Raw genomic sequence first — 25920 nt, 5'->3', positions numbered from 1 at the left:
ACGCCTTGCGAGGAAGCTTTTTGATTTGCCGTCGGAATCCGATCACTCTTCCCGGCGGTTCGTAAAGATCATAATATATTTGAGCAGCTCGAGGAGCGAAATGAGCGCGGCGGCCACATACGTAAGAGCGGCAGCGTTCAGCACTTTGGCGACGCCCCGTTCTTCCTCGTTCGATATAAACCCTTCGGCGACCATCAGCTCCCGCGCCCGGTTGCTGGCGTTGAATTCGACCGGCAGCGTAATGAGCTGGAACGCGACGGCCGCGGAGAAAAAGATGATCCCTAGCAGCAACAGTCCGGACATTTGGAAGAAGAAGCCGGCGAGCAGCAGCAGCGGCGCGACGCCCGACGTAATGTTGACGAGCGGGAACATCCGGTGGCGCGCAACGAGCATCGGGTAGTTCACCTTATGCTGGATGGCGTGTCCGACCTCGTGGCACGCTACCGATACGGCGGCGATCGACCGTTCGTAATAGACCGGCTCGGACAGGCGAACGACGCGATGAATCGGATCGTAATGGTCGGACAGCGTTCCGGGTACGGCTTCGATCGGAACGTCGTACAAGCCGTTCTGGTCGAGCATGCGGCGGGCCGCGTCGTAGCCGGTCATCCCGCTGCTGTTTTCAACCTGAGCCCAGCGATTGAACGTGCTTTTGACGCGAAACTGGGCCCAAATCGAGACGGCGAACGCGATAAGGATGAGAAAATCCATCGGGTGAAACAACAACATGGTCGGCATCCTCCTTTGTTACATAAACGGCCCTTTGCCCAGAAGAAGGAGCAGCGCCTCGATGCAGGCGGCGCTTTGCGTCGCGATCGTCTTGAAAGCATACTTCGCCTGCCGCGGCTTCATATCGTCGAGAAGCGGGCCAAGCTCTTTCACTTCACGCTCTAGCTGGCGCAAATGCAGTTCGAGAGATGTAAGTTTTTCTGTCACCATCTCGTCCTGGCTTACTTTTTTCCATTGGTCCAGGCTGGCCTTTATTTCATCCAATGTGTATTTTTCCTTCTTCATCACTTCTATACGTTTCAAACGAGCCAAGGTTTCATCAGTATAAAGCCGATAATTCGTTTTCGATCGTTTTTCGGGAAAGATGAGACCGAGCTTCGTATAGTAATCGATCGTGCGCGCGCTGACTTCGGCCAGACGGGCCAATTCCCCAATGCGGTACATTTTCATATCCCCATCGACAGTCACCCCTATTATGGACAAATTGAACGATTTACAACCTTTTCGACGCTCTAGCCTCATCATAAACCATCCGAAACCGTACAGTCAAACGTCATGCTTTTGCGATCGCTTCCATCCGGAAAGGCGCAATAAGGGAACGTTGGACGGGGGAGAAAACGTAACATTGTTTCTGAAAATACGAACGATATAGGCTTCTGAACGATCGAATGTTTGGATTTTTTACATTTTCGCGAAAAAAATATTGTCTTTTTCCGATGCCGCGCGTATAATGGCACTAAAGCATTCGTAAAATGTTATGAAAACTAACACAAAAAGGTGGAATTCGCAATGAAGAAGGTCATGTTTTTATGCCTGACAATGCTGCTTGCTTTCCCGGCCATGGCGCTCGCCGCCGACGAGCCGACCGCGGGGCAGCTGCATTTGGCCGTCGATTCCGTGTGGATCATGCTTGCGGCCATTCTTGTCATCTTCATGCAGGCCGGCTTCGCCTTGCTGGAGGCCGGATCGACCCGCATGAAAAACGCCGGGCACGTCGCCGGCAAAACGATTTTGACCTTCGGCATTGCCGGTCTCGCCTTCTGGGCGTTCGGCTTCGGACTTTCCTTCGGCGACGGGGGCAGCCTCAACGGCTTGATCGGCTTCGGCGGCTTTTTCTTTAACGGAACGGAGGAGCAGACGACGCAATATTTCGCCTCGTTGTCCGCCTCGCTCGTTCCGGGCGCGATCAAGTTTTTGTTCCAGCTCGCCTTCGTCGGTGTAGCGCTTGCCATCGCGTGGGGCGGCTTCGCCGAACGCGCCAAGCTTTCCGTTTACTTCGTCTTCGGCGTGCTGTTTACGGTCGTCATTTATCCGTTCGTCGCGCACTGGATTTGGGGCGGCGGCTGGCTCGCGGAGCACGGCAAGCAAGACTTCGCCGGCTCGACGGTCGTTCACCTGCAAGGCGCTACGGCCGCGCTGGCGGCGACGCTTTTGCTCAAACCGCGTCTCGGCAAATATAATAAAGACGGGAAGCCGAATTTGATTCCGGGCCATAACCAGGTGCTTTCCGTACTCGGCGTCATCATTTTGTGGATCGGCTGGTTCGGCTTCAACCCGGGCAGCACGCTGACGGCGGTTAACGACGGCTTCTTCGGCTTCATCGCGATGAATACGAACCTGGCGGCCGCGGCAGGCGGCGTGGCGGCGCTCCTCGTATCGTGGCTCTATTTCGGCAAAGCGGACATTCCGAGCATGCTGAACGGCGTACTCGCCGCGCTGGTCGCCATCACGGCCTCGTGCGCCTTCGTCGAAACGTGGTCGGCCGTCATCATCGGTCTCGTGGCGGGAACGCTGACCTTTTTCACGGCGCAATGGTTCGAAAAAGCGGGCATCGACGATCCGGTATTCGCTTTCTCGGTTCACGGGATCGCCGGCATATGGGGCTCGCTTTCGACCGGATTTTTCGCTTCGCCGCGTCTCGTCGAAATCGTCGGCGTCGGCCGCGAAGGGCTGTTCTACGGCGGCGGCCTCCATCAGCTCGGCGTTCAGGCGCTCGGCGTCGCGGTATCGTTCGTCTTCGTCTTCGTTCTTTCCTACGGGATTTTGTGGGTCATGAAAAAAACGATGGGGCTTCGCGTTACCGAAGAAGAAGAAATTATGGGTCTCGACATCAGCGAACACGGTACGTACGGTTACCCGGAGCAAATGAAAAAGTCCGGCAACGAAACGTTGGTCGTGTGACGCCTTGCATCGGACCGGCGGAGGTGACTCCGAATGGAACCGTCCTGGATGGAACGTTTCGACGTATCGATTTATAACGCCGTGAGCACCGAACAGCTGCGCGGCTTGAGGGACCGGATGCACTTCGAGCTCCGGCCCTCCTTGTTTGAAGATGTGCTGGAATGGAACAGAAGCGTAAACGCCGCCCACGACCGGCTCATTGCCGGCACGATTTCGCTGGCGGAGCAAACGCTGCGGCTCGAAGGGTTCGGGACGCCTCCCGTTCCGTACGCCTTCGTGGCCGTCGGCAGCGCCGGACGGATGGAGCAGACGCTGTGGAGCGATCAGGATAACGCGCTGCTGTACGACGAGCCGGAAGCGGGACGGGAGGAAGAGGCGGAAACGTATTTTCGCCAGCTGTCCGAACGGGTCCATGCGTGGCTGCAGGCGGCCGGCTATCCGCCGTGCCCGGGCAACGTGCTGTGCACGAACGCGCAATGGCGCAAGCCGAAGTCGGGGTGGGCGGAGATGCTGCGGCAATGGCTGGACGACCCGCAGTGGGAGAACGTGAGGTATTTGCTCATGGTCGCCGATTTGCGCTCCATTTACGGCGAGGCCGGGCTTGCCCGGGAGCTCCGGGCGGACTATATGCGCATGCTGGCGGACCGTCCTTCGATGCTGGAGCATATGCTGCAAAATACGCTGCATCACAAAATTACGCTCGGCGTGCTCGGCAACATCATTACCGAGCGGTACGGACAGGACGCCGGATCGTTCGACGTCAAGTACGGCGCTTACATTCCGCTCGTCAACGGAATTCGGCTGCTCGCTTTGGCCGACGGCATATCGGCTTCCTCGACGATCGAGCGGCTCGACGGGCTGAGGGAGAAAGGAACGCGGCGGGCCGGGGAGGTCGACCGGTGGCGGGAAGCGTTTACGATCGCGTTGGAGCTGCGCTCGCTCGCCCGGCACGAGAAAGAAGGGACGCTGTATACGTCGCGGGGGATGCTCGATCCGGAAACGTTGACGAAAAAAACGAGACGGCGCCTGAAATCGTGCTTGCGAACCGGAATGGAGCTGCAGCAAATCGTCCGAAAAGCCGTGCAAAAAACCGCGGATCACGCGCCGAGGAAACGGGGCGGTTCGGCATGAGCAACATGTCCAAGCTATGGCGTTTGTACAAAATGGGCGGCATCACGCCGGCGGTCGCTTCGATGTTCAATCCGCAAAGCGCGCAGCAAATGGCCTTTATTCGTTCCGTCATGAAGGAGCAGCGCAAAAACAGCATGTACGATATTCCGCTGCAAAAGCTCGATACGGTCGTCTTCGATCTGGAAACGACCGGCTTTTCCCCGTATAACGGCGATGAAATCATCTCGATCGGGGCGGTCGGCATGACCGGCGGGCAGCTGCTGGAGGAGCAGTCGTATTACAGCCTCGTGAAGCCGGAGAAGGCGATACCGGATGCGGTCGTCCGGTTGACCGGCATCGACAACGACGAGGCGGGGCGGGCGCCGGAGCTGATCGTCGTGTTGAAAGAATTTTTGGAATTCGTCAATCACCGCGTGCTTGTCGTGCACGGCAGCGGCCACGATAAACATTTTCTAAATTCGGCTTTGTGGAAAACGTCGAAGGTGAACTTGTCCCACCGGTTTATCGACTGTTTGATACTGGCCCAGCGGCTCGAGCCGAAGCGGGGCAGCTACGATCTCGACACGCTGCTCGCCGACTACGGCATCGAAGCGAACGGGCGCCATCACGCCTTGTACGATGCGGGGATGACGGCGCAGCTGTGGAAATGCCTGCTGGCCGAAACGCTGCGGAGAGACGTTCATACGCTGGGCGACTTGTACGATTTTTTAAGCCGCTAAACGATTGTATGAGGTTCCCGGCGGAAGCCGAACGGGCCGGCTTCGGCGGAGTGCGGGTCATAAATATAAGAGGCGACGACGGGTCGGTCCGGCGCGGCGAAGGAGACGATCCAATAGCTGAGCGAACCGGGCGGCTGTGCGGATGCGTCTTCGCCCGACGGGGCCGCGGCCGTGCGCGGATGCGAATGAAACAGGCCGAGAAGCTTCAGCCGGTCGCGCTCGGCGGCATAGAGCGAGTCGATCCATTCGCGCCCGTCGAACGCGAACGATGTCAGCGGATCGGCGGCCCGGTTGGCGATCGGCGCCCATGCCGTAATCGGCGCAAGACGGTCCGCGCTCGGGCCGAACAGCGCGCCGCACGCTTCGCAGGGCAGCTTCGAGCGGCAGTGATCGATCATCGCCTCGCGAACGGTTCGTTCGATGCGCAGCACCGGCGTCGCCCCTTTCGGTCGTTTTCCTTCATTATAATAGCGCCGCCGAACGGATGGCAAAAGCCGCGCACTAAAGAACCGCTGGAACGTTCTCCAGCGGTTTTTCCTTTCCCCGTCAGTTTACCTGCTTGTCGGGCTTGATCAAAAAAAACACGAGTCCGAGCGCCACAAGCGACATAACGGACACCGAGACGAACACGATCCGGTCCGACACCCCCATCATCCAGCCGAAGAGCGGAGGGCCGGCGGCAACCCCGAGGAAGCGAAGACTGCTGTACAGCGACGTAATCATGCCGCGTTCTTCCTTCGTCACCGAGCCGGTGATCATCGTATTGAGACACGGAAGCAGCAGCCCGGTGCCGATGCTGCTCACCGTCAGCAGTCCGATGAACAGGTACAGGCTTTTAAAGAAGAAGATCGACGCGAAAAGCGAAACGGTCATCATGACGAGGCCGATGTTCATGAGCCAGCGGATGAGAATGCCGTTTTTCTTAATGACGCTGCCGGTAATATAAGAGGTCGTCACCATGCCGAGCAGCGGGATGGCGAGCACGAGCCCTTTCATGACGCCGTCGATGTTGTACGGATCTTTCTCCAGCACGTTGGACAAATAAAACAGCACGCCGAACAAAATGAACAACCCGAGCGAGCCGGCGAAAAACGACGTGACGAGCCATCGGCCTTTTTTGCGGAACGTCTCGCGAATGCCGCCGATATATTCCTTCAGCTTTTGCGGCTGTTTGTCCCGCTTCGGCTCCTTGATCAAAAACAGGATGGCGACGAGCGACAGCGCGCAAAAAAGCGGAAAGGCGAAAAAGGCGGCGTACCAGACGATCAGCGCGAGCAGCGAGCCGATGATCGGGCTGACGACTTTGCCGGCGCCGTTCGACGCCTCGGTCAAGCCGAGCGCCTTGCTTTCCGTCCCGCCCTTGTACATGTCGCCGACGAGCGCCATGGCGATCGGGGCGGTTCCCGCCGCGGCGAGTCCCTGGATCGCCCTGGCGGCGATAATGACCGCGTACGATTTCCAAACCGCGCCGAATCCCGCCAATATGCCGGCGGCTCCGTATACGATCAAGGAAGGAACGATGATGGCCTTTCGCCCGAACCGGTCGGACATATAGCCGAGAACGGGGATAAAGATGGCGGCCGCGAACGAAAATAAAGTTATGACCAGACTGCTCTGAAATTTGCTGATGCCGAGTATTTGCTGCATGTCGGGCAAAATCGGGACGAGCATCGAGTTGCCCAGCACAAGCACCATCGGCACGGTGGCGATGGCGATAAATTCCCAAATGCGTCCCTTCGACCCGGAATCGGCTTCGCCTTTGCCGCCGGACGCCTGCTTCGGTCCGTCGTCCGCGTCGATGTCGCTTTGGAACGAAATCGGCAATTTGCGGGATTTTATTTTTTCCATTGGCATCTCCTCTGCCGTCGTTGTACCGTTAATATGACCCGCGCGGGAAAGCGCCATTCGGGGGACGGCTGGCAAAATGTACGCCGAACGCCGAACGAAGGAATGGAAATCGGACGAAAAAGACGATAATATAAAGGAAGCAACCTATTCGACAACAGCCGACGCGCGACCGAGTTCGCAGAGAGGAAACGGTTATGAAAAGAAACGTCATTGTCGTGCTGGCCGTACTCGTGCTGGCCGGCTTCGCGATTTATCAAAATATCGCCTGGAAGGACCTTCTGACGTTCGCGCCCAAAGAAGCGGCGCCCAAGCCGAACTATTTGGCTCCCGCCTTCAAGCTGTCGTCGCTGGACGGCAACGTCTACGAGGTCGGCGGATCGCGGGAGAAGCCGCTGCTCGTCAATTTTTGGGCTTCGTGGTGCGGACCGTGCGAGCTGGAAGCGCCGGATTTGAAGCGGCTGTACGACACCTATAAGGAAGAGATCGATTTTTACGCGGTCAATATGACGGAAAGCGACCGGATGGACAACGTCAAATCGTTCGTGCGGCATTTCGACTTCAAATTTCCGGTGCTGCTGGACTCCGACGGCAAGGTAGGCGAGCTGTACCGCGTGACCGGCATCCCGATGACGTTTTTGGTCGACAAAAACGGGGTTATCAAGGAAGGGTTCGGCGTCCTGCATCCGGACGAGCTGGAGAAACGGATCAAGCGACTGATCGAATCTTGAGGCAGGACAACGAAAAAAAAGCTGCTTGGACGGCCGGACCGTTCCAGGCAGCTTTTTGTTTCGGCGAAGCTTCTCTCGCCTTTAAGTATCGGGAGGCCTTAATGGTTGACGATGCCGAGCCGCTCGGACGCAACCGGCTGGCCGGCCACTCTCGTCTTGCCGATCAGCGCGTACCGGATACTGTCGATCAGCGCTTCCCAGCTCGCCTCGATGACGTTTTCGGAGACGCCGACGGTGCTCCACGTATTGTCGAAGTCGGTCGATTCGATCAGCACTCGCACCTTGGCCGCGGTCGCGTCCTTCTCGTTGATGACGCGCACTTTATAGTCGGACAAATGCATCTGCTCGATGTCCGGATAATACTGCACGAGCGCCTTGCGCAGCGCGTTGTCGAGCGCGTTGACGGGGCCGTTGCCTTCCGCGGCCATGTAAACCGATTCGCCGTTCACCTGCAGCTTGACGATCGCTTCGGACGAAATGGACGCCCCGCCGTTTTTGCCTACGATCAGCTTGAACGACTCGACGGCGAAAATGTCCTCGGCATCGCCGAACGCGCGCCGCAGCAGCAGCTCCAGCGAGGCGTCGGCTCCTTCGAACGAATACCCTTGATGCTCGAGCTCCTTGATTTTCTCGATAATATGCTTCGTCTGGTTCGTTTCGTTGCTGATGTCGAGACCCATTTCCTGCGCCTTGGCGAGCACGTTGCTTTGACCGGCCAGCTCCGACACGAGGATGCGCTGCTTGTTGCCGACGAGCTCCGGCACGATATGCTCGTACGTTTTCGCGTGGCGCATAATGGCCGAGACGTGGATGCCGCCTTTATGGGCGAATGCCGCCGCGCCGACGTAGGGCTGGTTGACGGGCATGTTCACGTTGGCGATTTCGCTGACGTAGCGGGCGACCGTCGTCAAGCTTTGCAGCTGTTCCTCGGAAATGCAGCTGTAATCCATCTTCAATTGCAGGTTCGGGATGACGGAGCACAGATTCGCGTTGCCGCACCGTTCGCCGAAGCCGTTGATCGTCCCCTGCACCTGGCGCGCTCCGGCCTGAACGGCGGCCAGGCTGTTGGCGACGCCGAGCTCGCAGTCGTTATGGGCGTGAATGCCGACGCGCGTTTTCAGCTTGCTGCACACATGGGCGACGATTTCCGATACTTCGGAGGGCAGCGAACCGCCGTTCGTATCGCACAGGACGATCCAGTCGGCGCCGGCTTCTTCGGCTTTCATTATCGTGGCGAGCGCATAGTCGGCGTTGTTTTTGTAGCCGTCGAAAAAATGCTCGGCATCGTAAATGACTTCGAGTCCCCGGCTCTTGAGGTAACGGACCGAGTCGTAAATCATGTTCAGGTTTTCGTCGAGCGTCGTTTGAATGGCGGTGTGAACGTGGAAGTCCCACGATTTCCCGAAAATCGTCGCGACGGATACGCCGGATTCGATCAGCCGGTTCAGATTCGGGTCGGTTTCGGCGTTCGAATCTTTGCGCCGGGTGCTGCCGAAGGCGGTAATTTTCGCATGGGCCAAACGGAGCTCCTTCGCGCGGTGAAAAAACTCGATGTCTTTGCCGTTGCTGCCGGGCCAGCCGCCTTCAATATAATGAACGCCCAATTGATCGAGCTTCTGGGCGATTTTCAATTTGTCCTCGACGGAAAGGCTGATTCCTTCCCCTTGCGTGCCGTCGCGCAAGGTCGTGTCGAAAATGGTTACAGGGGTTGCCATCGTACGTCCTCCTCCGCATTCATGAAGCGTATAGCCGCGTTGCATTCCTTTCATTATAGCATTTTTCCGGGGCGATGTTGAAGTGTTTTCATAAAAGTCGTATGCTGAGGGTAACGCATTTAGTACGTGCATATCGAACGAAAAGCGGAGGCAAGCAACCATGTCCGAGCAAGCGAATCGGGACGACGCTTATCCGAAAAACGGCCGGGTCATTCTGCACATCGACATGAATGCGTTCTACTGCTCCGTTCACGAGGCGGTAGAGCCGGAGCGATACAAGGGCAAGCCGCTTGCGGTAGGCGGCAACATCGAGCTGCGCAAAGGCATTATCGTCACCTCGTCTTATTCGGCGAGAGCGAAGGGCGTCAAGACGGGCATGCATATCCGCGAAGCGCTGAAGCTGTGTCCGGACTTGATCGTGCTGCAGCCCGACTTCGACCTGTACCGGCAATTTTCGCGTCGTTTCATGCAGATCGCTTACAACTATTCGCCTTTGGTCGAGGCGATGTCCATCGACGAATGCTTTATCGATATAACGGGCTCCAAGCAGTTCGGCACTCCGCTCGAAATCGCGACCTTGATCCAGAACCGCATCCGCGACGAGCTTCGGCTCCCGTGCTCGATCGGAATCGCGCCGAACAAGCTGCTGGCGAAAATGGCGTCGGACATGAAGAAGCCGAACGGCATTTCCGTGCTGCGCAAGCGCGATGTGGCGAAGCTGCTCTGGGACAAGCCGTGCTCGTACATGTACGGCATCGGGTCGCGGACGGGGGAGCGGCTGCGCAAGCTGAACATCTCGACGATCGGGGAGCTGGCGGCGACGGACGAGCAGGTGCTCGTCAAACATTTCGGCGTGTACGGCTCGTGGCTGAAACGGGCCGCGAGCGGAATCGACGATTCCCCGGTCAACCCGGAGCGGGAGCAGAGCAAATCGATCGGCCATACGACGACGCTGCCGAAAAATTTAACCGAGCCCGCCGACATCTCCCGCGTATTCCTCAACTTGTCCGATCAGGTGGCGCGCCGCATGCGCAGGCAGAAGCTGGTGTCGTCGACCGTGCAAATCACGATCCGCGATCCGGACATGAAGACGATCACGCGGGCGCATACGCTGCCGGTGCCGACGGAAAACGCGGACGAGATTCACCGGCTTTCCGTCCGGCTGTTCGAAGCGCATTGGGGCTACGGAAAGCCGGTGCGGCTGCTCGGCGTCACGCTGCAAAGCCTGCAGCCGAAACAGTCGGCGCCGATCCAGCTCGATTTGTTCGATTACGAGAAGCATCCGAAAAAGGAGCAGCTGAACAAGGCGATGGACCGTATCCGCGACAAATACGGGGAAGACGCCATTTTGACCGCGGGCATGGTCGGAAACGATCCTTCGGCCTGGATTCGCAACCATAAACGAAGGGGCACGTCGCTGCAGATGGATCATTTGCGCGAGAAGGGGCTGGACGAATGAATGGGCGCACGACGCCGATCATCGGTTTCGCCGGATATTCGGACAGCGGGAAGACGACGCTGGCGGTGCACGCGGTCCGTTCGCTGCGGAGGTCCGGCTGGAAAGTCGCGGTCATCAAGCACGACGGGCACGATCATTACCGGGAGCCGGAGGGGACGGATTCGGGACGTTATGCGGAAGCGGGAGCGGATGCGGTCGTCGTCGTCTCGCGCGGGCGCACGGTCAAAATCGAGAGGACGGAACCGGACGCGGGGCTCGCCGAGGCGGCGTCGGGCTTGACCGGCTACGACCTGATCGTCGTCGAAGGGTTCAAGGCCGAACCGCACCCGAAAATCGTCGTGTTTCGCGACGAACGGCAGGCGGAGGCGCTCGAACGGGCCGGCCCGAACGTGGTCGCATACGCGACGACGGATCGGATGCGAACGCTGCGGGCGTACCCGAATCCGGACGGTGTATCCGTGCTGAACGTGGACGAGCCGGACGAGGTCGTCGATTTCATCGTCCGATTTTGTCGACTTTTCCGTTCGGGATAAGGGTGTTTTGCGTTCATAATCCGTTTGAACTTTGCGAAGTTTTGTATTATAGTGGACAATAGAGTTATAAATTGAGGAGGAATCATTCATGGCCAAGTACACGTGGGTAGATAAAGAGACATGCATCGCGTGCGGCGCATGCGGCGCAACTGCCCCTGACATTTACGATTACGACGATGAAGGATTGGCGGAAGTGATTTACGACGGCGACAACAACCGGGGCGTTACCGAAATTCCTGAAGATTTGTACGACGACATGCAGGACGCATTGGACGGCTGCCCGACGGACTCGATCAAAATCGCCGACGCTCCGTTCAACTAAAAATAAATCGATATGCGACGAAACCTTCTCCGGAATGGAGAAGGTTTTTTTGTCATTCCAACCTCCGCACGCTGGCGTCAATCGCGTTCGCCGGGTACGTAAGCCGTATGCCGGAAGCGGCATGTACGGGTCGCCCTTGAAAAATCCGGAAGCGCTGCCAAAACCGAAGGCCTACGTCGTTATTGCGGAAGGCCGTATTCCGCCTTCCCGGATTCGCATCGAAAGTCCCGAAAAAGAACCGGATTCGATCGACAAATCGCGCAATCTATCGTTGCTATCTATAGTTCCTCGTCTTACAATAGATGAGGGGAGGGGGGAAGTACGCACTTTTCCCGAAGGACGTGCGGAAGACGCCGAGGAGGAATCGGATGAGCAAAAAGAACTGGAAAACGACGGCCATCGCCATGCTGGCCATTTTTTTGTTTTCGGTGCTGACGTATACGACCGGGACGGGGGGTTCGTTCCATTATATCGAAAATCCGCTGCGCGATGCGCTCGGTTCCAAAGTCGTCATGCAGCGCGAGCCCGATACGCGCATCAAAATCATTAAAATCGATTCGAAATCGCTGGACGCCATCGGCCAGTTCCCGTGGGACCGGTCCGTATACGCCAGGCTGATCGAAAAGCTGGAGCAAGGCAAGGCGAAGGCGATCGGTCTCGACGTCATGATCCCCGAGCCGAGCAAAGACCCGAAGCAGGATCAGGCGCTTGCGGAAGTCATAGCCAAATACGACAACGTCGTTCTGCCCGTCAATTTCAACTTTCCCGCCAAGCAGAAGGGGGACCGTTTGCTGGAGTACGACCGGATCGAGGTGCCCGCCGCGACGATCGGCGCTTCCCGCAGCCGGCTCGCGCACGTGAACGTGTTTCCGGACAGCGACGACAAGGTGAGAAGGCTGATCGTCGGCCTGCCGGAACAAAACGGCGGCGTTATCGAAGCGTTCAGCGTCAAGCTCGCCAATTTCGCGCTGGACGATGCGAACAAAGTGCGCTGGGACGCCGGCGAGCGGAAATGGTACCGCGGAACGAAGCCGATTCCGGTGAACGACCGCAACCAGGTCATTACGCAATATTATACGTCTCCCCGGCAGGAAAAAGATTTGAAGACGGGCTACGATTCGTTTTCGTTCAGCGACGTCCTGAACGACAAAATCGACGCGAGGCTGTTCGAGAACGATATCGTGCTGATCGGTCCGTTTACGACGGGGCTGCAGGACGAATATATGACTCCGGTGAGCAAGACGATCAAAATGTTCGGCGTCGAAATTCATGCGAACATGGTGCAATCGATCATCGAGAACAAGTTTTGGTACGAGGTCGGAAAACCGCTCGGCATCGGCATCATCGCGCTCGTTTCGCTGCTCGCCGCTTTATTGTTCAACCGGTTCAAGGGCAAAACCGCGCTCGTTGTGTTCATCGTCCTGTTTGTCGGCTATATGGCCGTATTTATCGTCGCGAACGAAGCGGCTCACGTATACATACCGATCTTTTATCCGCTGCTGGCCATTATATTGACTTATGTATGGTCGATCGTCAGCCATTACCTCGAAGAACGCCGCGAGCGGAACCGCGTGACGGGCATTTTCGGCCGCTTCGTGCCGAAGGCGGTCGTGGAGCAAATGCTCGCGACCGGCGAAGAGGTGAAGCTCGGCGGCGAACGAATGGACATATCGCTTATGTTTGTGGACATACGCGGATTTACGACGCTGTCGGAGAAATTGGAGCCGGAGCAGGTCATTCAATTTTTGAACGAATATTTGGACGTCTGTACGAAGGCGATTTTCAAATATAACGGCACGCTCGACAAATTTATCGGGGACGGCGTTATGGCCATATTCGGCGCGCCGGTCCGATACGACAATCATGCCGAGATGGCGGTCCGGGCCGCGCTCGAGATGAAAAAACAGACGGCGGCGCTCGAACAGCGGCTCATGGAAAAGCTCGGCTTTACGGTCCGGTTCGGCATCGGGATCAATTGCGGTCCGGCGATCGTCGGCAATATCGGCTCCGAGGAGCTCCGTCTCGACTACACCGCCATCGGCGATACGGTCAATTTGGCCGCGCGGCTCGAATCGAACGCCAAGCCTGGACAAATTTTGATCAGCGAACCTATTTACGAGCGGGTCGGCCAGTTGTTCGAGATCGAAAGCATGGGCGAAATCAAAGTAAAAGGGAAGGAATTGCCGGTAACGATTTATCAGGTTCACGCCGAAAAAACGGCTTTATGACACAGCTATTCGCTTTGATATATGGGGAGGAAGGAATGGGAGAATGAAGAAGAGAAACGTGTTGGCCCTAACGCTATGCTTGACGATGCTCTTCAGCCTGCTGTCCGGCTTGCTGTCCGGCGCCGCCATGGCGAAGGAGAGCCGGGCGGCGATCGTTTCCGGCGTCGAAGGCACCGTTATGGTCACGAAAGCGGGGGGCTCGGCGGAGTATCGCGCTTTTGCCGATATGAGTCTGTCTCAGGGCGACCATATTCGGACGGAGGCCGACTCCAGCATCGTCCTGAAAGTCGTGGACATGGACGACGAAGTGACGATCGGACCGAATACCGAGCTGTACATATCGTCGCTGCTCGAATCGGGCAACGGCGGCAAAAAGTCGAAGCTGAAAATGTGGGCGGGCTCGCTTTGGTTCAAGGTGAAAAAGCTCGTCAACGCCGACGACGAATTCGCCGTCGAAACGCCGACGGCCGTTATGAGCGTCCGCGGCTCGAACGGTTATGTCGAAACGAAGCTCGGCCAGATTTACGCGATGATGACGTCCGGCGTTCTGGAGTCGACTTCGACGAACAGCGACTCGGCGCAAATTTTTCCGGGGCAACAAATCCAACTGCTGCCCGGCGATGAAGCCGGCATGGCCGACAACGTAATGCCGGTCGATATCAAGTCGTTCGTCTCGAACGCTTCGCCGTCGGTCATACAAGCCTTGCTTACTTCAATCCAGCAAATTCGCGAAGAAAACGAGCAATTCGTGCAGGATCTGGAAACCGGCAGGAAGCCGGGCGATTCGGGCAACGGTCTTACGCTCGGCACCCCCGATGTGCAGCGGCAGTTCGGCGAAAACTTGACGAACCTGATCGCGAACATCGCCAAGGAAGCGATCGAAACGAAAAAGCTCCCGGAAAGCGACGTGCAGGAGCTGATCAATCGGGCGAACCAAAATACGAAAAGCGATCCGATCGATTTGCAAAACGTCAAGCCGTTCGATCCGACGGTCGGATTGGATCCGCAAGTTCAAAAACAGAAAGCGGACCGTTTGCAGGAAATTAACCGGCAGCTTCAGCTGCAGCAAGAGCAGGACAAGCAAATGCAGCTTATGAAAGCAAGCCAGAACCAGGCGCTGCTGGACCGGCTGAATGCCGAACGGGAGCGCCAGCTGAAGGGCAACAAAGAGCAGCAGCAGCAAATGTCGCAAAACTTGCCGGGCGCCGGCGGCGGAAGTTCGAATGCCGGCGGAGGCGCCGGAGGCAATACCGGCGGAAATACGGGAGGCAATACGGGGGGCAATACCGGCTCCGGCGGGAATACGGGCGGCGGAAACGGCGAAGACGGCGGAACGCCGGTCGATCAGACGCCTCCCGATCTTACGGTCGTCCATCCGGGAGAAGAGCACGCAACGGTGAACGGTATTGCCCAGGAAATTTCGGTGTACGCCGAACAAGGCTCGACGGTCAAGCTGTTTAAGGACGGCTCGACGGAGCCGCTTGCGACGAAGACCGGATTCGGCCCCGATGCGGCCGTAACCTTCCCGGTAACGCTCGCCGAAGGAACGAATCCGTTCAAGCTGACCGCGGCGGATGCGGCAGGGAATACGACGACGAAGACCGTGACGTACGTGCTCGATACGCAGAAGCCCGGGCTGGCGATCGTAAGCCCGACGGGCGATGTCGTCCACGTGAACGGCAAAACGCAAACGATCCGGGTGAAGGCGGAGCAAAGCGCCGTAGTTCGGCTGTTCAAGTCCGGAACGACCGAGCCGCTGCAAACGAAAACGGGACTCGGCGAAACGGAGCTCGTCGAATTTGCCGTAACCGATTTGGCCGAAGGAAACAACGCCTTTACGGTAGTTGCGACCGACAAGGCCGGCAACGAGCAGGCGCTGTCCGTCACGTTCGTATACAGCGCGTCCGCGCCGACGCTTGCGATCGTCCACCCGGCCGGCGATACGAATTACGTCAACTCGCCGTCGCAATCGATCGAAGCGCAGGTCGCCCAAGGCACCGTCGTCAGCCTGTACAGAGGCGACTCGGCGACGCCGGAAGAGACGATAACGGGACTCGGTACGACGAACGTCGTCTTTACGGTCGCGGATTTGACGGAAGGCGTCAATACGTTTAATGTGACCGCCGCCGACCGGGCGGGCAATACGACGACGAAGACGGTGACGTACGTGCTCGATACGCAGAAGCCGGCCGCTCCGCAGGTCGATCCGAACTGGTCTTCCGTATTCGGCGCGGGCAGACCGCAAGAAATCAAAGTCAGGGCGGAAGCCGAGGCGACGATTCGGTTGATGTCGCAGCATACGGGCGAAACGATCGGAACGGCCAAAGGCCGGGGAACGGGCGAATCGGATTACGTAACGATTCCGTTCGGTCTGGCCGACGGGACGCATACGCTGCTGCTCGTCGCCGAGGACCGCGCCGGCAACGCAAGCGACGCGAAAGTCGTGCCGAACGTTTGGATCGATACGGTGCGCCCGACCGGGACGCTTTCGATCCAAGGCACCGGGGAAACGCCCGGGACGACGACGAGCCGCGGAGTCTCGCTGACGGTTCAAAGCACGGAGACGATCGCCTACTATCAAGTATCGGAAACCGGCACGTTCACCGGCGATTGGCAGCCGTTTACGAGTCCGATCCCGTATACGATCCATAGCGACGGAAACGGTTTGAAATCCATTTATATGATGCTGAAGGATGCGGCGGGGAACGAGTCGGCGAATGCGATCAAAGGCTCGATCGATTTGCAGGAGCCCGCTTCCCAGTCGCAGCGAAGAGTCGGTTTGAAAATCGCGCCGGATGTGGACCTCGGCAACGTCGGATTTGCCCTGAACGTCGTGATGAGCGATTTTCCGAATCCCGAGGACGAATTTTACGCCGTCGAGCTTCATATGACCTTCGACGACTATTTGGAAATTCCGGGCGAAGGGGTTCCGGCATACACCGACCATGGCGAAGGATTCGTCTTCGATGAGGAACACAGCGAAAGCGCCATGGGCCTCCAGTTCAGAGAGACCGAAACCGGGAACGAAGTCGAGCTGACTTACGTGGTTACGAACTTTGCGAGCGCCGCTTCCGATCCGGGGAACGTACCGGGATTCCAGGGCGAAAAGATTTTGGTGCAAATTCCTTTCCGCCTGTACGGCGTTATCGAAGGGCTTACCGGGGGCAAGATCCAAATAAAGAGCGTCAAAATCGTGAGCAAAGACGGGCAGCCGCTTACCGGCCTGCATCTTGATCCGTCGTCGATCGATTTCACAATTACGCCGTATGCGGGGACACTGCAATGATAAAAACGATGTATAAAAAGCTGTCCGTCCTTATGATCGTCATCCTGACCTTGGGGCTCGTCCCCTTGGTCGGGCTTATGCAAGCCGATGTTGCGAATGCCGCGCCCTCGCCGGCCGTGTCGTGCGAGAGCGTGGGGCAAAGCGTCTATGTCTCGGTCTATAACCGCTCGGCCGGCACGACCAGCTGCTTCGTGTCGGGAACGATCGCACTGCCCGGGAACGCGAACGATACGGTCGATATTACCGTATATACGGGGCAGCATGCGATAGTCACTTACGGTTTGGAGGGCGCTTCGGCCGCCTATATGGAAGAAATAGCGGGGGGAGCCGGCGGATATAAGCTCGCCACCGCGATTACTTTGCCAGCCGGCGAAGCCGTACTCGATATCGGAATCGTTTCGTTCGTATCGGAAGCTTCCGCGACGTATGTAAAACGAAGCGGGGCGCTGGAATATTCGTATTACGGGGGAGGCAATTATCCCGACATCATCGAGCTGGAGTACCCGTACGGTGCGGAAGGACCGCTCCTTTACGACATTTTCGTAGACTCGGGCGAACATGCGAACGATTTCGTCAAACTCGTCGAGAAAAACAGCAGCCTATGGTCGTCCGGAAGGTTGGACGCCAACGGCAGAATCATTTTCCGGAGCGTTCCTATAGCCAAGGACGGCCCGAAATTTCTGGTGATGTCGGATAGCGAATCAAGCGGCAAAGCGGATACGTCGATGATCGGATTCGAGCCGGAAGGACGTCCTATCGTGAAAGTCGTCATCGATCCCGAACAAGACTGGCCCTACTCTCTCGATACGGCGTTATACCGGCTGGATGAACGCCTTTCTCCTTTGTTGATCTGGGGAAACAACATGTATTTCGTGCAACATGATTCCTTCGACCCGTTCGATTACAAGCCCATGGAAATCGTGCTGGATGTGACGAAAGCGACGGAAGGCGGAGAGGAAAATCATCGCCTTACGCTGCTTCACTACTGGGAAGAGTCTTATTTTAGCCGCTACGGTATTTCCCCGGACCGCTGGAGAACCGTCCGATTGGTTTCCGATGCCAGACTGCCCGTTCAGCCCGCATCGCTGTCGGATGTGAAAGTATACGAGAAAACCTATGGTTTCGATCCGCGTTATGCTTATACCAATAACGAAGGAGTCGCCACTTTTTACGAGTTTTCGGAAGCCGATTATTCGTATTCGACCGCCGTACGGTTCGGAGACGTGCCGAAGGTGATTCAGACGGGCCCGTCCGAGAATAAAGGAGCGGATACATACGAGCTGAAAGTGGCGTCCTTGAAACGGCCGGATTTGGCCGATATGGACCCAAATTTTAACTTGAAGGATCTCGTATGGTTTGCGCAGAACTTGTTTAAAGAAGGGTACGAGTTTGATTTCGATCAAGACAATGTGGTAGATGAGAGCGATCTTCGCGTTTTGGTGCATTTGCTTGCGCCCACTCGCATGTTCTTTTATTGAATTTAACAGTTACCGAGGAGAAGCCGATGAAAAAAACATTGAAGCGAACGATCGTACCGCTGCTTGCAGCGACGCTGCTTCTGGGCGGAACGACGGCTTTCGGGGCCGGTATCGATAAAGCGGTAGTCGGCGGGGAAGGCCAAATTCTCGCGCAAGTGTCGACGTATGCCGGCAAGGGGGAGCTGGGCGAGACGAACGGCAAAACGGCGGATTCGACGTTCCGGGCTCCTTGGAGCCTGCTGCCGATGCCGAACGGTTCGATTCTCGTGGCCGACGCCCGCAGCAATTTGATCCGCCAAATGTCGGGGAGCGACGTATCGACTTTCGCCGGCATTACGATCAGCAAGGATGCTTACAATTACCCGATCGGAGCGCTGCTCGACGGCAAAGCGGCGACGGCGGTGTTCCAGCAGCCGAAAGGGCTGGCCGCCGACGCGAAAGGCAACGTATACGTTGCCGACGAAAAAAATCACGCCATCCGCAAAATCGACGCGGGCGGGAACGTGACGACGCTGGCCGGAAACGGCGTGCTCGGCAGCAAAGACGGCAAAGGCAGGGAGGCGGCGTTTTATTCGCCCCAGGACGTTGCCGTCGCCGCCGACGGGACCGTCTATGTGGCCGATACGTTAAACCACTCGATTCGCAAAATAGCGCCGGACGGCACGGTATCGACGCTGAACGCGCCTTCCAAACGGGCCGTCGAGGTGGCGCCGGGCCAATACGTGCCGGCGGGCGACTATGCCGACGGGCCGTTATCCGCCGCGAAGTTCAACGAACCGACCGGTCTCGCGATCGACGCCAAAGGCAATTTGTACGTCAGCGATTCCGGCAACCAGCTGATCCGCTACATCGATCTCGCGGCGAATACGGTTTCGACCGCAGCCGGCAGCACGGCTGTGAAATACGGCAAATCGGAGCTGTACGTGACCGGCGATTTCGCCGACGGGACGGCGGCCGGAGCGAAGTTCAACTTTCCGCGAGGGCTCGCCGTCACGAAAGACGGAGGGCTGCTGATCGCGGACAGCTTGAATCATTCGATCCGCTATTTGAAGAACGGCGTCGTCAGCACCGTGGCGGGGGAAAAGAACGGCTATGAGGGAAGCGCCGACGGCACGGAACGGAACGCGGAGCTGCATCATCCGTCGGACGTGGTCGTGCTTGGCGACGGGAGCCTGCTTGTCGCCGACGCCTACAATAACAAAATCCGCAAAATCGCTTTTTACGAGCTTCCGGCCGGCATTGCGGCGGACGGGGACGTGAAAGTGGCATACGGCGGCGGCAAAATCGAATTCGACGCGCAGCCGGAAATCGTAAACGGCCGTACGATGGTGCCGGTCCGGATCATTGCGGAAGCGCTCGGCTTCGAGGTTAAATTCGACGAAAACGCGCAGACGGGCGAGCGGAACGTAAGCTTGAGCCAAAACGGCACGACGATTCAGCTGACGATCGACAAGCCGGAGCTGAAAAAGACGGCCAACGGGGAAGCGCCCGTGACGAAAGAGATCGACGCGGCGCCTTATATCAAGGAAGACCGGACATACGTGCCGGTGCGGTTTTTCGCCGAGGAGCTCGGGCTGGACGTGCAGTGGCACGATGCGACGCGAACGGTCATTTTGCGCGAGAAGCTGGCGAAATCGTAAAGCCGGCCGAACCTTGGACATAGCGTCAGGAAGTCTGTCGTTTCGACAGGCTTCTTTCTTTTTCCCGGACAACCGCGGGCGGCGATCGTTCCGCAGGCCCATTTTCGCCGCATCCCTTCAAAACGGGTGCCGCGCGTCCGATATACAAGGTAGAACAGGGCAGGCTTTGCGTCTATGGCGGGTGGCCGAACGCAAGGCTGCGAACAGGAGGGAACCGGATGGAAACGCCGCCGGACGATCCCGGATATTTGAAAAACTATATTAAAGAGCATCCGAACAACAAAATGGCCTGGTATTTGCTGGGCCGCCAATATATGGCCAAAGGCGAAGTCGGCAAGGCGAACTATTGCTTCGCGCAAGCCGGAGAAGTGTACCAAGCGTTCGAGGAAGGGACCGTTTTCGGCAATCCGGCCCAGCCGGATCGGGCGGCGGACGGGGAACAGCCGGAGGAAGAGCGGGCGGTGCAGCGGAAACCCGCCAAATGGAAAACGGCGATCGTCGCCCTGCTGCTGCTGCTGGGCGGCCATATTCCGATCCGGTCCGACCTGCATTCGGCTGCGGAGGCGGCTGCCGAGGCGAACGGGCCGGATCGCGGAGGCGTATCGTTCCCTTTGGCGGCTTCCGAAATTGCGCCGGACGGCTTCGACGTCGTTTACGCCGTCTCCGACGCCTCGGGGGCGAACCGGACGACGCAAATCGGCGAGCTGCTCGCCCGGTTTCAGGATAAGGCGCAAACGAAGGCCGAATCCCTGCTGCTCGCCGAGCCGGTATGGAGCGGCGGCCGGAAATGGCTCGTATGGCCCGTTCCCGCCAAGCCGATCGCGCTCGCGGAGCATTCGAACACGGCGGCCGGCGCGCATCTGACGTATTACGACGCGAGGACGTGCCAATGCGAGCCGGCCGATCCGGCGGCACCCGCGGCCCAATACGCCGGCTGGCAAAACGCGCAGCTGCAGCGTCTCGTCGTCCGGTCGGCCGCGGCCGCCTACGAGTCGGCGAACGGCAAACCGCCGGATTCGCTCGATCGGCTCGTCCGCAATTACCCGGACAACTGGCTGTCCGGCTATACGCCCGCGATGAAGGCTTATTTCGAGGCATGGAGCAAGGAACGGCAATCCGGGGCGGCAGCAAGCGAGCGGGAGGTACCGGCCCCGACGTCGGGCGCTTCGCCGAGCGGATCCGCATCGCAGCTGCTGGCGCCCGCGGAGGCGTTAACGGAGCCGCTGACGGTGCTGGTCGATAGAACGACCCATACGCTGGCGCTCGTCAGCGGCGGCGTGCTGCTGCGCAGCTACCCGGTCGGCCTCGGCGGAGACCGGACGCCGGTCGGCGAATTTACGATCACCGAAAAAGTGCGCAATCCGAACGGGCGCGATAACGGTACGTTCGGCAGCCGCGGCATGACGCTGTCGGATACGCTGTACGCGATACACGGCACGAACCAGCCTTCCAGCATCGGCAAAGACAAGTCACTCGGCTGCATCCGCATGCTGAAGCCGGACGTGGAGGAGCTGTTCGACCTCGTGCCGAAAGGAACGAAGGTGATCATCGGCGACAAGCTGGGCATACCGGCCGAAACGTACCGTTCCCCTGCGCCGCTGCGCCTGCCGTCCCAAACGGACGAAACGAATCCGCACAAAACGTACAAATGGCTGAATTAGCGAAGCCGCCCGGCAGACGCGTTCGCAAAAAAAGCCGCCGCTTTGCGCCTTTACGGCGGGAAAGCGGCGGCTTTTCGAAAGCGGTATTCGGAACCGAATCGTCTTTTTCGCCCCGTTCGGTTCCGCTAAGGATCCGGAATGCCTTCGGAGCTTCCGTTCCTTTTACGGATTCCAGATGAGCAGCACGATCATGAGCAGGACGATCGCGCCGATAATGGAGGCGACCCAAACGATCGCTTTCTTGTTCACATCGTTTTTGTTCCTGCGCTGCATGTAGCTCGGCTTCCGGTTTGCCATGCGCATCAACCTTTCCCCTCGATAAGTCTCGCTATGTCACGATCCATGCCCGATAAGTATCTTTCAGAATATTATAACAAATAGGCGCGGCTTTTGAAAGGGCTTGCATAGGCCTCCGTTACAAGGGGTTCCGTTTCCGGCTGCGTCCGGGTGATCGAAGAGGCAGCTTCCGATACGCGGCTGCGTCCGGGTGATCGAAGAGGCAGCTTCCGATACCCGGCTGCGTTCGGGTGATCGAAGAGGCAGCTTCCGATACCCGGCTGCATCCTGGTGATTACTGGAAAACCTCCCGCTAATCGGCCGATTTTCCCTTTCCTGGCCAAATGAAAAGGAAAACCTCCCGTTAACTTCGCTCGAATCGCACTATTTGCCGATGCGGGGCCGATTTAGCAGGAGCTTTTCCCTTTAAAACGATACGGCACCTATTAGGAGAAGAAATAGCGGGAGATTTTCATGCTAATCTCGATCTTTGGGACGGGCAAGGTCGATTAATTCCGGCGGGGCGAGCAGAACAAGCACAGACAAGCCAGACCAAGGGAGCCAAGCGTGATCAAGCGAGACCAGGCTAGATCGGGTCAGGCCAGACCAAGCCGACCCAATCCAAGCCAAGTGAGTGAACCGCCCCGCGCCCAGACTGAGAGCTCCCGCGCCGCAATAATGGGATTCCGTAGCCGGGCGTGCCGAACGAGGCACTTTCTTTTTGCCGCGGAAACGGATAAACTGTTCGATAGAGTATATAACGAAAGCGGAGTGTCCTTCATGATTTACCGTAATTTGGCAAAACCTATTTTGTTTCAAATAGACCCCGAACGGGCGCACCATTTGACGGTGGACGGACTCGGGGCGGCCAGCCGACTGCCGGGGATGGCTTCGCTCATCGAGGCGATATGCGGGGTCAAGAGCGATCCCGCTACGACCGTATCGCTGTGCGGTCTGACATTCCCGAACCCGGTAGGGCTGGCCGCCGGACTCGACAAAAACGCCAAGGCGGTGCGAGGCTTCGCGTCGCTCGGCTTCGGCTTCATGGAAGTCGGCACAGTGACTCCGCGGCCGCAACCCGGAAACGACAAGCCCCGGCTGTTCCGGCTGCCGGCCGAAGAGGCGCTCATCAACCGGATGGGCTTCAACAACGTCGGCGCCGAGGCGATGGCCGCCCATCTGAAGCGGGCGGGACGTCAAAGCATTCCGATCGCGGTCAACATCGGCAAAAATAAAGATACGCCGAACGAGCGGGCCGAGGACGATTACCGGAAGTGCGTGCGGACGCTGTACCCGTACGGCGACTTTTTCGTCGTCAACATCAGCTCCCCGAACACGCCCGGCCTGCGCAATCTGCAGCACGGAGCCGAGCTGCAAAGCCTCGTCAGCGCAGTCAAGGACGAGATGAAGCGGGCGAGCGAAGCGGCGAAGCTGCCGCTGAAGCCCGTTTTCGTCAAAATAGCGCCGGACGTGACGGAGACGGAGCTGGAATTTATGGTCGAGTCGCTAGTCGCGGGGGGCGTATCGGGGGTCATCGCGACGAACACGACGATCGGCCGCGACGGACTTACCCATCCGCACGCGAAAGAAACGGGAGGGCTGAGCGGCAAGCCGCTTACGTCCCGTTCCACGGATATCGTCCGCGCCGTTTACCGGATGACCGGGGGCAAGCTGCCGATCATCGGGTCGGGGGGCATTTTCACGCCACAGGACGCATATGAAAAAATACGCGCCGGCGCCAGCCTCGTCGAAGTGTATACGGCCCTCATCTATAAAGGGCCCGGCTTGCTGCGCGAATTGAACGAAGGCTTGCTCGAATTGCTTCGGCGCGACGGCTTTTCGCACATCTCCGAGGCGGTCGGCACGGGTGCGGGAGCATGACAACGGGTTCAGGAGGCGGTCGTATGGACAGCAGGGATTGGAAAAAATTTTTGATTCCATACGAGCAGGCGGTCGAGGAGCTGAAGGTGAAATTCAAGACGCTCCGGACGGAGATGAAAGCCCGCGAGGAGTATTCCCTGATCGAATTCGTGACGGGACGGGTCAAACGGACGTCGAGCATTATGGAGAAGGCGAAACGGCTTCAAGTTCCGATGGACCGGCTTGAGCAAGGAATCGAAGATATCGCGGGCATCCGCATCATGTGCCAATTCATCCAAGATATCCGCAGCCTGTCGGAGCTTATCCGGCAGCGCAAAGATATGTCCGTCGTCTACGAGAAAGACTACATTACGAATTATAAAGAAAGCGGCTATCGCAGCTACCATATTATTATCGAATATCCGGTTCAAACGTCGCTCGGACAAAAAACGGTGCTGGCGGAAATCCAAATCCGCACGCTGGCGATGAACTTTTGGGCGACGATCGAGCATTCGCTCAGCTACAAGCACCGCGAGAAGCTTCCCGAGGACGTCAAGTTGCGACTGCAAAAAGCGGCGGAAGCCGCCTACGCGCTCGATCAGGAAATGTCGAGCATCCGCGACGAAATAATGGACGCGCAGAAGCTGTTCGAGGACAATTCGAACCTGGTGTCGAAAATGTTGAACCATATCCAGGATTTGTATTATTACCATCGCGTTCGCGAGGCGGCGAGCTTTCAGCTCAAATTCAACGAGCTGTGGGAAGCCGAAGATTATATGGGGATGCGGGCGTTGGCGGTGCAGATGGAGGATGCGGTGCAGCGAGCCAAAAGGTCGGATCCGTCGTAACGCCGTCGCCGTATGCGGCATGGCGCGAAGCCCTTATGGGGTACCGGGCGGCGAGGGCCGAACGGCGGCTTCGCCGACATCCGAAAAACGCGGAGGAGCGGGCGCACTATGAACGGTTACGATTTGCTGTACGTGGAGTTTCTGTATTACTTCAACGTCGAGCGCGACTACTTCGAATGCCACGAGGTGATGGAGGAGCTGTGGATGGAGGAAGGGCGCAACCCGCTCTATCAGGGGCTGCTGCAGGTCGCTGTCGCGCTGTACCATCACCGGAACGGAAACGTCGGGGGAGCGATCAAGCTGTTCTCGCAAGGGCTCGAGAAGCTGGAGTTTTATCCGAAGCTGACGATGGGCATCGATCTCGGCCGGCTCGTCCGGGACGCCGAAACGTATCTGGACAAGCTGCTCAACATCGAGAACGAGCCGTTCGACTTTTACGACCTCGACATTGCGATCGTGCATTCCGAGCTCGCCGCGATGGTCGAGGAGCTGAAAGCTTTTCCGCCGATCAAGGAGCAGGAGCAGTAGCAGTAGCAGTAGACCGGCGCGAGGGCAAAATATACGGTCAAAGCGAACAAGCGGCATTCCGTCGTCGGAAATGCCGCTTGCGTTTTTGCGCGAGCCGGAAAAGGCGCCGTTATTTTTTCTTCGCATCCTCGAAAAATTTCTTGAAGTCGTCGAGGGAGTAGCCGGGCTGCCCGTCGTGGCTGAGGCCGCCTTCCATCCGCAAGACTTCCTTGCCGCCTTTGTAATAAATGATCGTCGGCGTCGCCTTGATGTTGAACTCGTTCCAGCCGGCCTCGTATTCCCACAAATTGAGCTGCTTCAGGTCGACTCCCGCCGCTTTGGCGACCGGATTCAACTGCGGCGTCGTGACGATGCAGTGCGGGCACGTCGTTTGGAAATAATAGACGAACATGTCCTTTTTCGCGTTCAGATCGTTTTTCAAATCGGCCGGCTTTATAATGTTTTGATAGTTCGCATCGTTCAGCTGCGCGAGCGTTTCCGGCCTCAGCTTGGACGCTTCGACGCCGTACAGCTGCTTCGCTTTCTCGTTCGCCGCCGGATCGATTTTACTCAGGCGCGCTTCTTCCTTGGCCTTTTCGCTTTGATGATTTACAATGAAAAGCAGGACGAAAAGTCCGACGATAACCCCCAAATAAATGAACAGCTTTTTCACGATTTCACCCCGTAACGAAATAGTATGAGTTTGGCACCAACATCACTTATTTCGCTTCGTCCCCCGTCGTTTCCTTCCGGAGCAAGCGGCGAAATATT

Annotated in this window: 22 protein-coding genes; 15 read left to right on the top strand and 7 right to left on the bottom strand. The window is 57.9% G+C overall.

Annotated elements, in window-relative coordinates:
- Positions 1–42 precede the first annotated feature (42 nt).
- Positions 43–729 (bottom strand): zinc metallopeptidase, encoded by a 687-nt coding sequence (locus PV407_RS05520; protein WP_332088891.1) that lies wholly within the window; start codon positions 727–729, stop codon positions 43–45.
- Positions 730–747: 18 nt separating this feature from the next.
- A complete protein-coding gene (locus PV407_RS05515) occupies positions 748–1179 on the bottom strand; it encodes a MerR family transcriptional regulator (RefSeq protein WP_332088890.1) in 432 nt (143 codons plus the stop codon).
- Positions 1180–1518: 339 nt separating this feature from the next.
- Here PV407_RS05515 and PV407_RS05510 point away from each other — a divergent pair, with 339 nt between their 5' ends.
- The 3 genes from PV407_RS05510 to PV407_RS05500 are packed head-to-tail and all read left to right on the top strand — an operon-like array spanning position 1519 to position 4760.
- Positions 1519–2910, top strand: coding sequence for an ammonium transporter (locus PV407_RS05510; protein WP_332088889.1), 1392 nt, complete (start codon positions 1519–1521; stop codon positions 2908–2910).
- A gap of 33 nt (positions 2911–2943) precedes the next feature.
- The gene (locus tag PV407_RS05505) at positions 2944–4041 is read left to right on the top strand and encodes a DUF294 nucleotidyltransferase-like domain-containing protein (RefSeq protein ID WP_332088888.1); all 1098 of its coding nucleotides are present in this window, start codon (positions 2944–2946) and stop codon (positions 4039–4041) included.
- Complete coding sequence (locus tag PV407_RS05500) at positions 4038–4760, top strand: exonuclease domain-containing protein (RefSeq protein ID WP_332088887.1); 723 nt, start codon at positions 4038–4040, stop codon at positions 4758–4760. Before PV407_RS05505 ends, PV407_RS05500 begins: the two co-directional genes overlap by 4 nt.
- Here PV407_RS05500 and PV407_RS05495 read toward each other — a convergent pair.
- Complete coding sequence (locus tag PV407_RS05495) at positions 4757–5191, bottom strand: M67 family metallopeptidase (RefSeq protein ID WP_332088886.1); 435 nt, start codon at positions 5189–5191, stop codon at positions 4757–4759. The two genes, PV407_RS05500 and PV407_RS05495, sit on opposite strands and share 4 nt — an antisense overlap.
- Before the next feature lie 115 nt (positions 5192–5306).
- Positions 5307–6608, bottom strand: coding sequence for an MFS transporter (locus PV407_RS05490; RefSeq protein ID WP_332088885.1), 1302 nt, complete (start codon positions 6606–6608; stop codon positions 5307–5309).
- 194 nt (positions 6609–6802) lie between these two features.
- On the opposite strand from PV407_RS05490, the gene PV407_RS05485 reads away from it, so the two are divergent.
- Complete coding sequence (locus PV407_RS05485) at positions 6803–7336, top strand: TlpA family protein disulfide reductase (protein WP_332088884.1); 534 nt, start codon at positions 6803–6805, stop codon at positions 7334–7336.
- A gap of 98 nt (positions 7337–7434) precedes the next feature.
- On the opposite strand, the gene cimA is transcribed toward PV407_RS05485, so the two are convergent.
- Positions 7435–9051 carry a citramalate synthase gene (gene cimA, locus PV407_RS05480; RefSeq protein WP_332088883.1) on the bottom strand — a complete coding sequence of 539 codons (1617 nt, stop codon included), beginning with the start codon at positions 9049–9051 and terminating at the stop codon, positions 7435–7437.
- Between the two features lie 160 nt (positions 9052–9211).
- Here cimA and PV407_RS05475 point away from each other — a divergent pair, with 160 nt between their 5' ends.
- The 8 genes from PV407_RS05475 to PV407_RS05440 all read left to right on the top strand — a co-directional run bounded on the left by PV407_RS05475 (position 9212) and on the right by PV407_RS05440 (position 21658).
- The gene (locus tag PV407_RS05475; RefSeq protein ID WP_332088882.1) at positions 9212–10510 is read left to right on the top strand and encodes a DNA polymerase IV; all 1299 of its coding nucleotides are present in this window, start codon (positions 9212–9214) and stop codon (positions 10508–10510) included.
- Positions 10507–11043 (top strand): molybdopterin-guanine dinucleotide biosynthesis protein B, encoded by a 537-nt coding sequence (mobB, locus tag PV407_RS05470; protein ID WP_332088881.1) that lies wholly within the window; start codon positions 10507–10509, stop codon positions 11041–11043. The genes PV407_RS05475 and mobB overlap by 4 nt, the downstream gene beginning before the upstream one ends.
- Before the next feature lie 88 nt (positions 11044–11131).
- Entirely contained in the window at positions 11132–11365 is a 234-nt protein-coding gene (locus PV407_RS05465; RefSeq protein WP_332088880.1) for a ferredoxin, read from the top strand.
- Positions 11366–11733: 368 nt separating this feature from the next.
- A complete protein-coding gene (locus tag PV407_RS05460) occupies positions 11734–13593 on the top strand; it encodes a CHASE2 domain-containing protein (protein ID WP_332088879.1) in 1860 nt (619 codons plus the stop codon).
- A gap of 43 nt (positions 13594–13636) precedes the next feature.
- A complete protein-coding gene (locus PV407_RS05455) occupies positions 13637–16879 on the top strand; it encodes a FecR domain-containing protein (protein ID WP_332088878.1) in 3243 nt (1080 codons plus the stop codon).
- On the top strand, positions 16876–18357 hold the full coding sequence (locus tag PV407_RS05450; protein ID WP_332088877.1) for a hypothetical protein: 1482 nt from the start codon (positions 16876–16878) through the stop codon (positions 18355–18357). Before PV407_RS05455 ends, PV407_RS05450 begins: the two co-directional genes overlap by 4 nt.
- A gap of 26 nt (positions 18358–18383) precedes the next feature.
- Positions 18384–19997: a stalk domain-containing protein gene (locus PV407_RS05445; RefSeq protein ID WP_332088876.1), complete on the top strand. Its 1614-nt coding sequence runs from the start codon at positions 18384–18386 to the stop codon at positions 19995–19997.
- 218 nt (positions 19998–20215) lie between these two features.
- Positions 20216–21658, top strand: coding sequence for a L,D-transpeptidase family protein (locus PV407_RS05440; protein ID WP_332088875.1), 1443 nt, complete (start codon positions 20216–20218; stop codon positions 21656–21658).
- Positions 21659–21820: 162 nt separating this feature from the next.
- Here PV407_RS05440 and PV407_RS05435 read toward each other — a convergent pair whose 3' ends face one another.
- Entirely contained in the window at positions 21821–21961 is a 141-nt protein-coding gene (locus PV407_RS05435; RefSeq protein ID WP_332088874.1) for a hypothetical protein, read from the bottom strand.
- A 753-nt stretch (positions 21962–22714) separates the two neighbouring features.
- Between PV407_RS05435 and PV407_RS05430 the strand changes: the two genes are divergently transcribed.
- From PV407_RS05430 to PV407_RS05420, 3 genes are all read left to right on the top strand, one after another.
- Positions 22715–23815 carry a quinone-dependent dihydroorotate dehydrogenase gene (locus PV407_RS05430; protein ID WP_332088873.1) on the top strand — a complete coding sequence of 367 codons (1101 nt, stop codon included), beginning with the start codon at positions 22715–22717 and terminating at the stop codon, positions 23813–23815.
- 23 nt (positions 23816–23838) lie between these two features.
- Positions 23839–24642 (top strand): GTP pyrophosphokinase, encoded by an 804-nt coding sequence (locus PV407_RS05425; RefSeq protein WP_332088872.1) that lies wholly within the window; start codon positions 23839–23841, stop codon positions 24640–24642.
- A gap of 108 nt (positions 24643–24750) precedes the next feature.
- Positions 24751–25170, top strand: a complete 420-nt coding sequence (locus PV407_RS05420; protein ID WP_332088871.1) for a DUF309 domain-containing protein — start codon at positions 24751–24753, stop codon at positions 25168–25170.
- A gap of 109 nt (positions 25171–25279) precedes the next feature.
- Here PV407_RS05420 and PV407_RS05415 read toward each other — a convergent pair whose 3' ends face one another.
- A complete protein-coding gene (locus PV407_RS05415) occupies positions 25280–25822 on the bottom strand; it encodes a thioredoxin family protein (RefSeq protein ID WP_332088870.1) in 543 nt (180 codons plus the stop codon).
- Between the last annotated feature and the right edge of the window lie 98 nt (positions 25823–25920).

Source organism: Paenibacillus sp. GYB003, assembly GCF_036577625.1.
Classification (GTDB): domain Bacteria; phylum Bacillota; class Bacilli; order Paenibacillales; family NBRC-103111; genus Paenibacillus_AB.
Note: the sequence above shows the minus strand (reverse complement) of the source record. Positions and strands in the feature narration are given on the sequence as shown.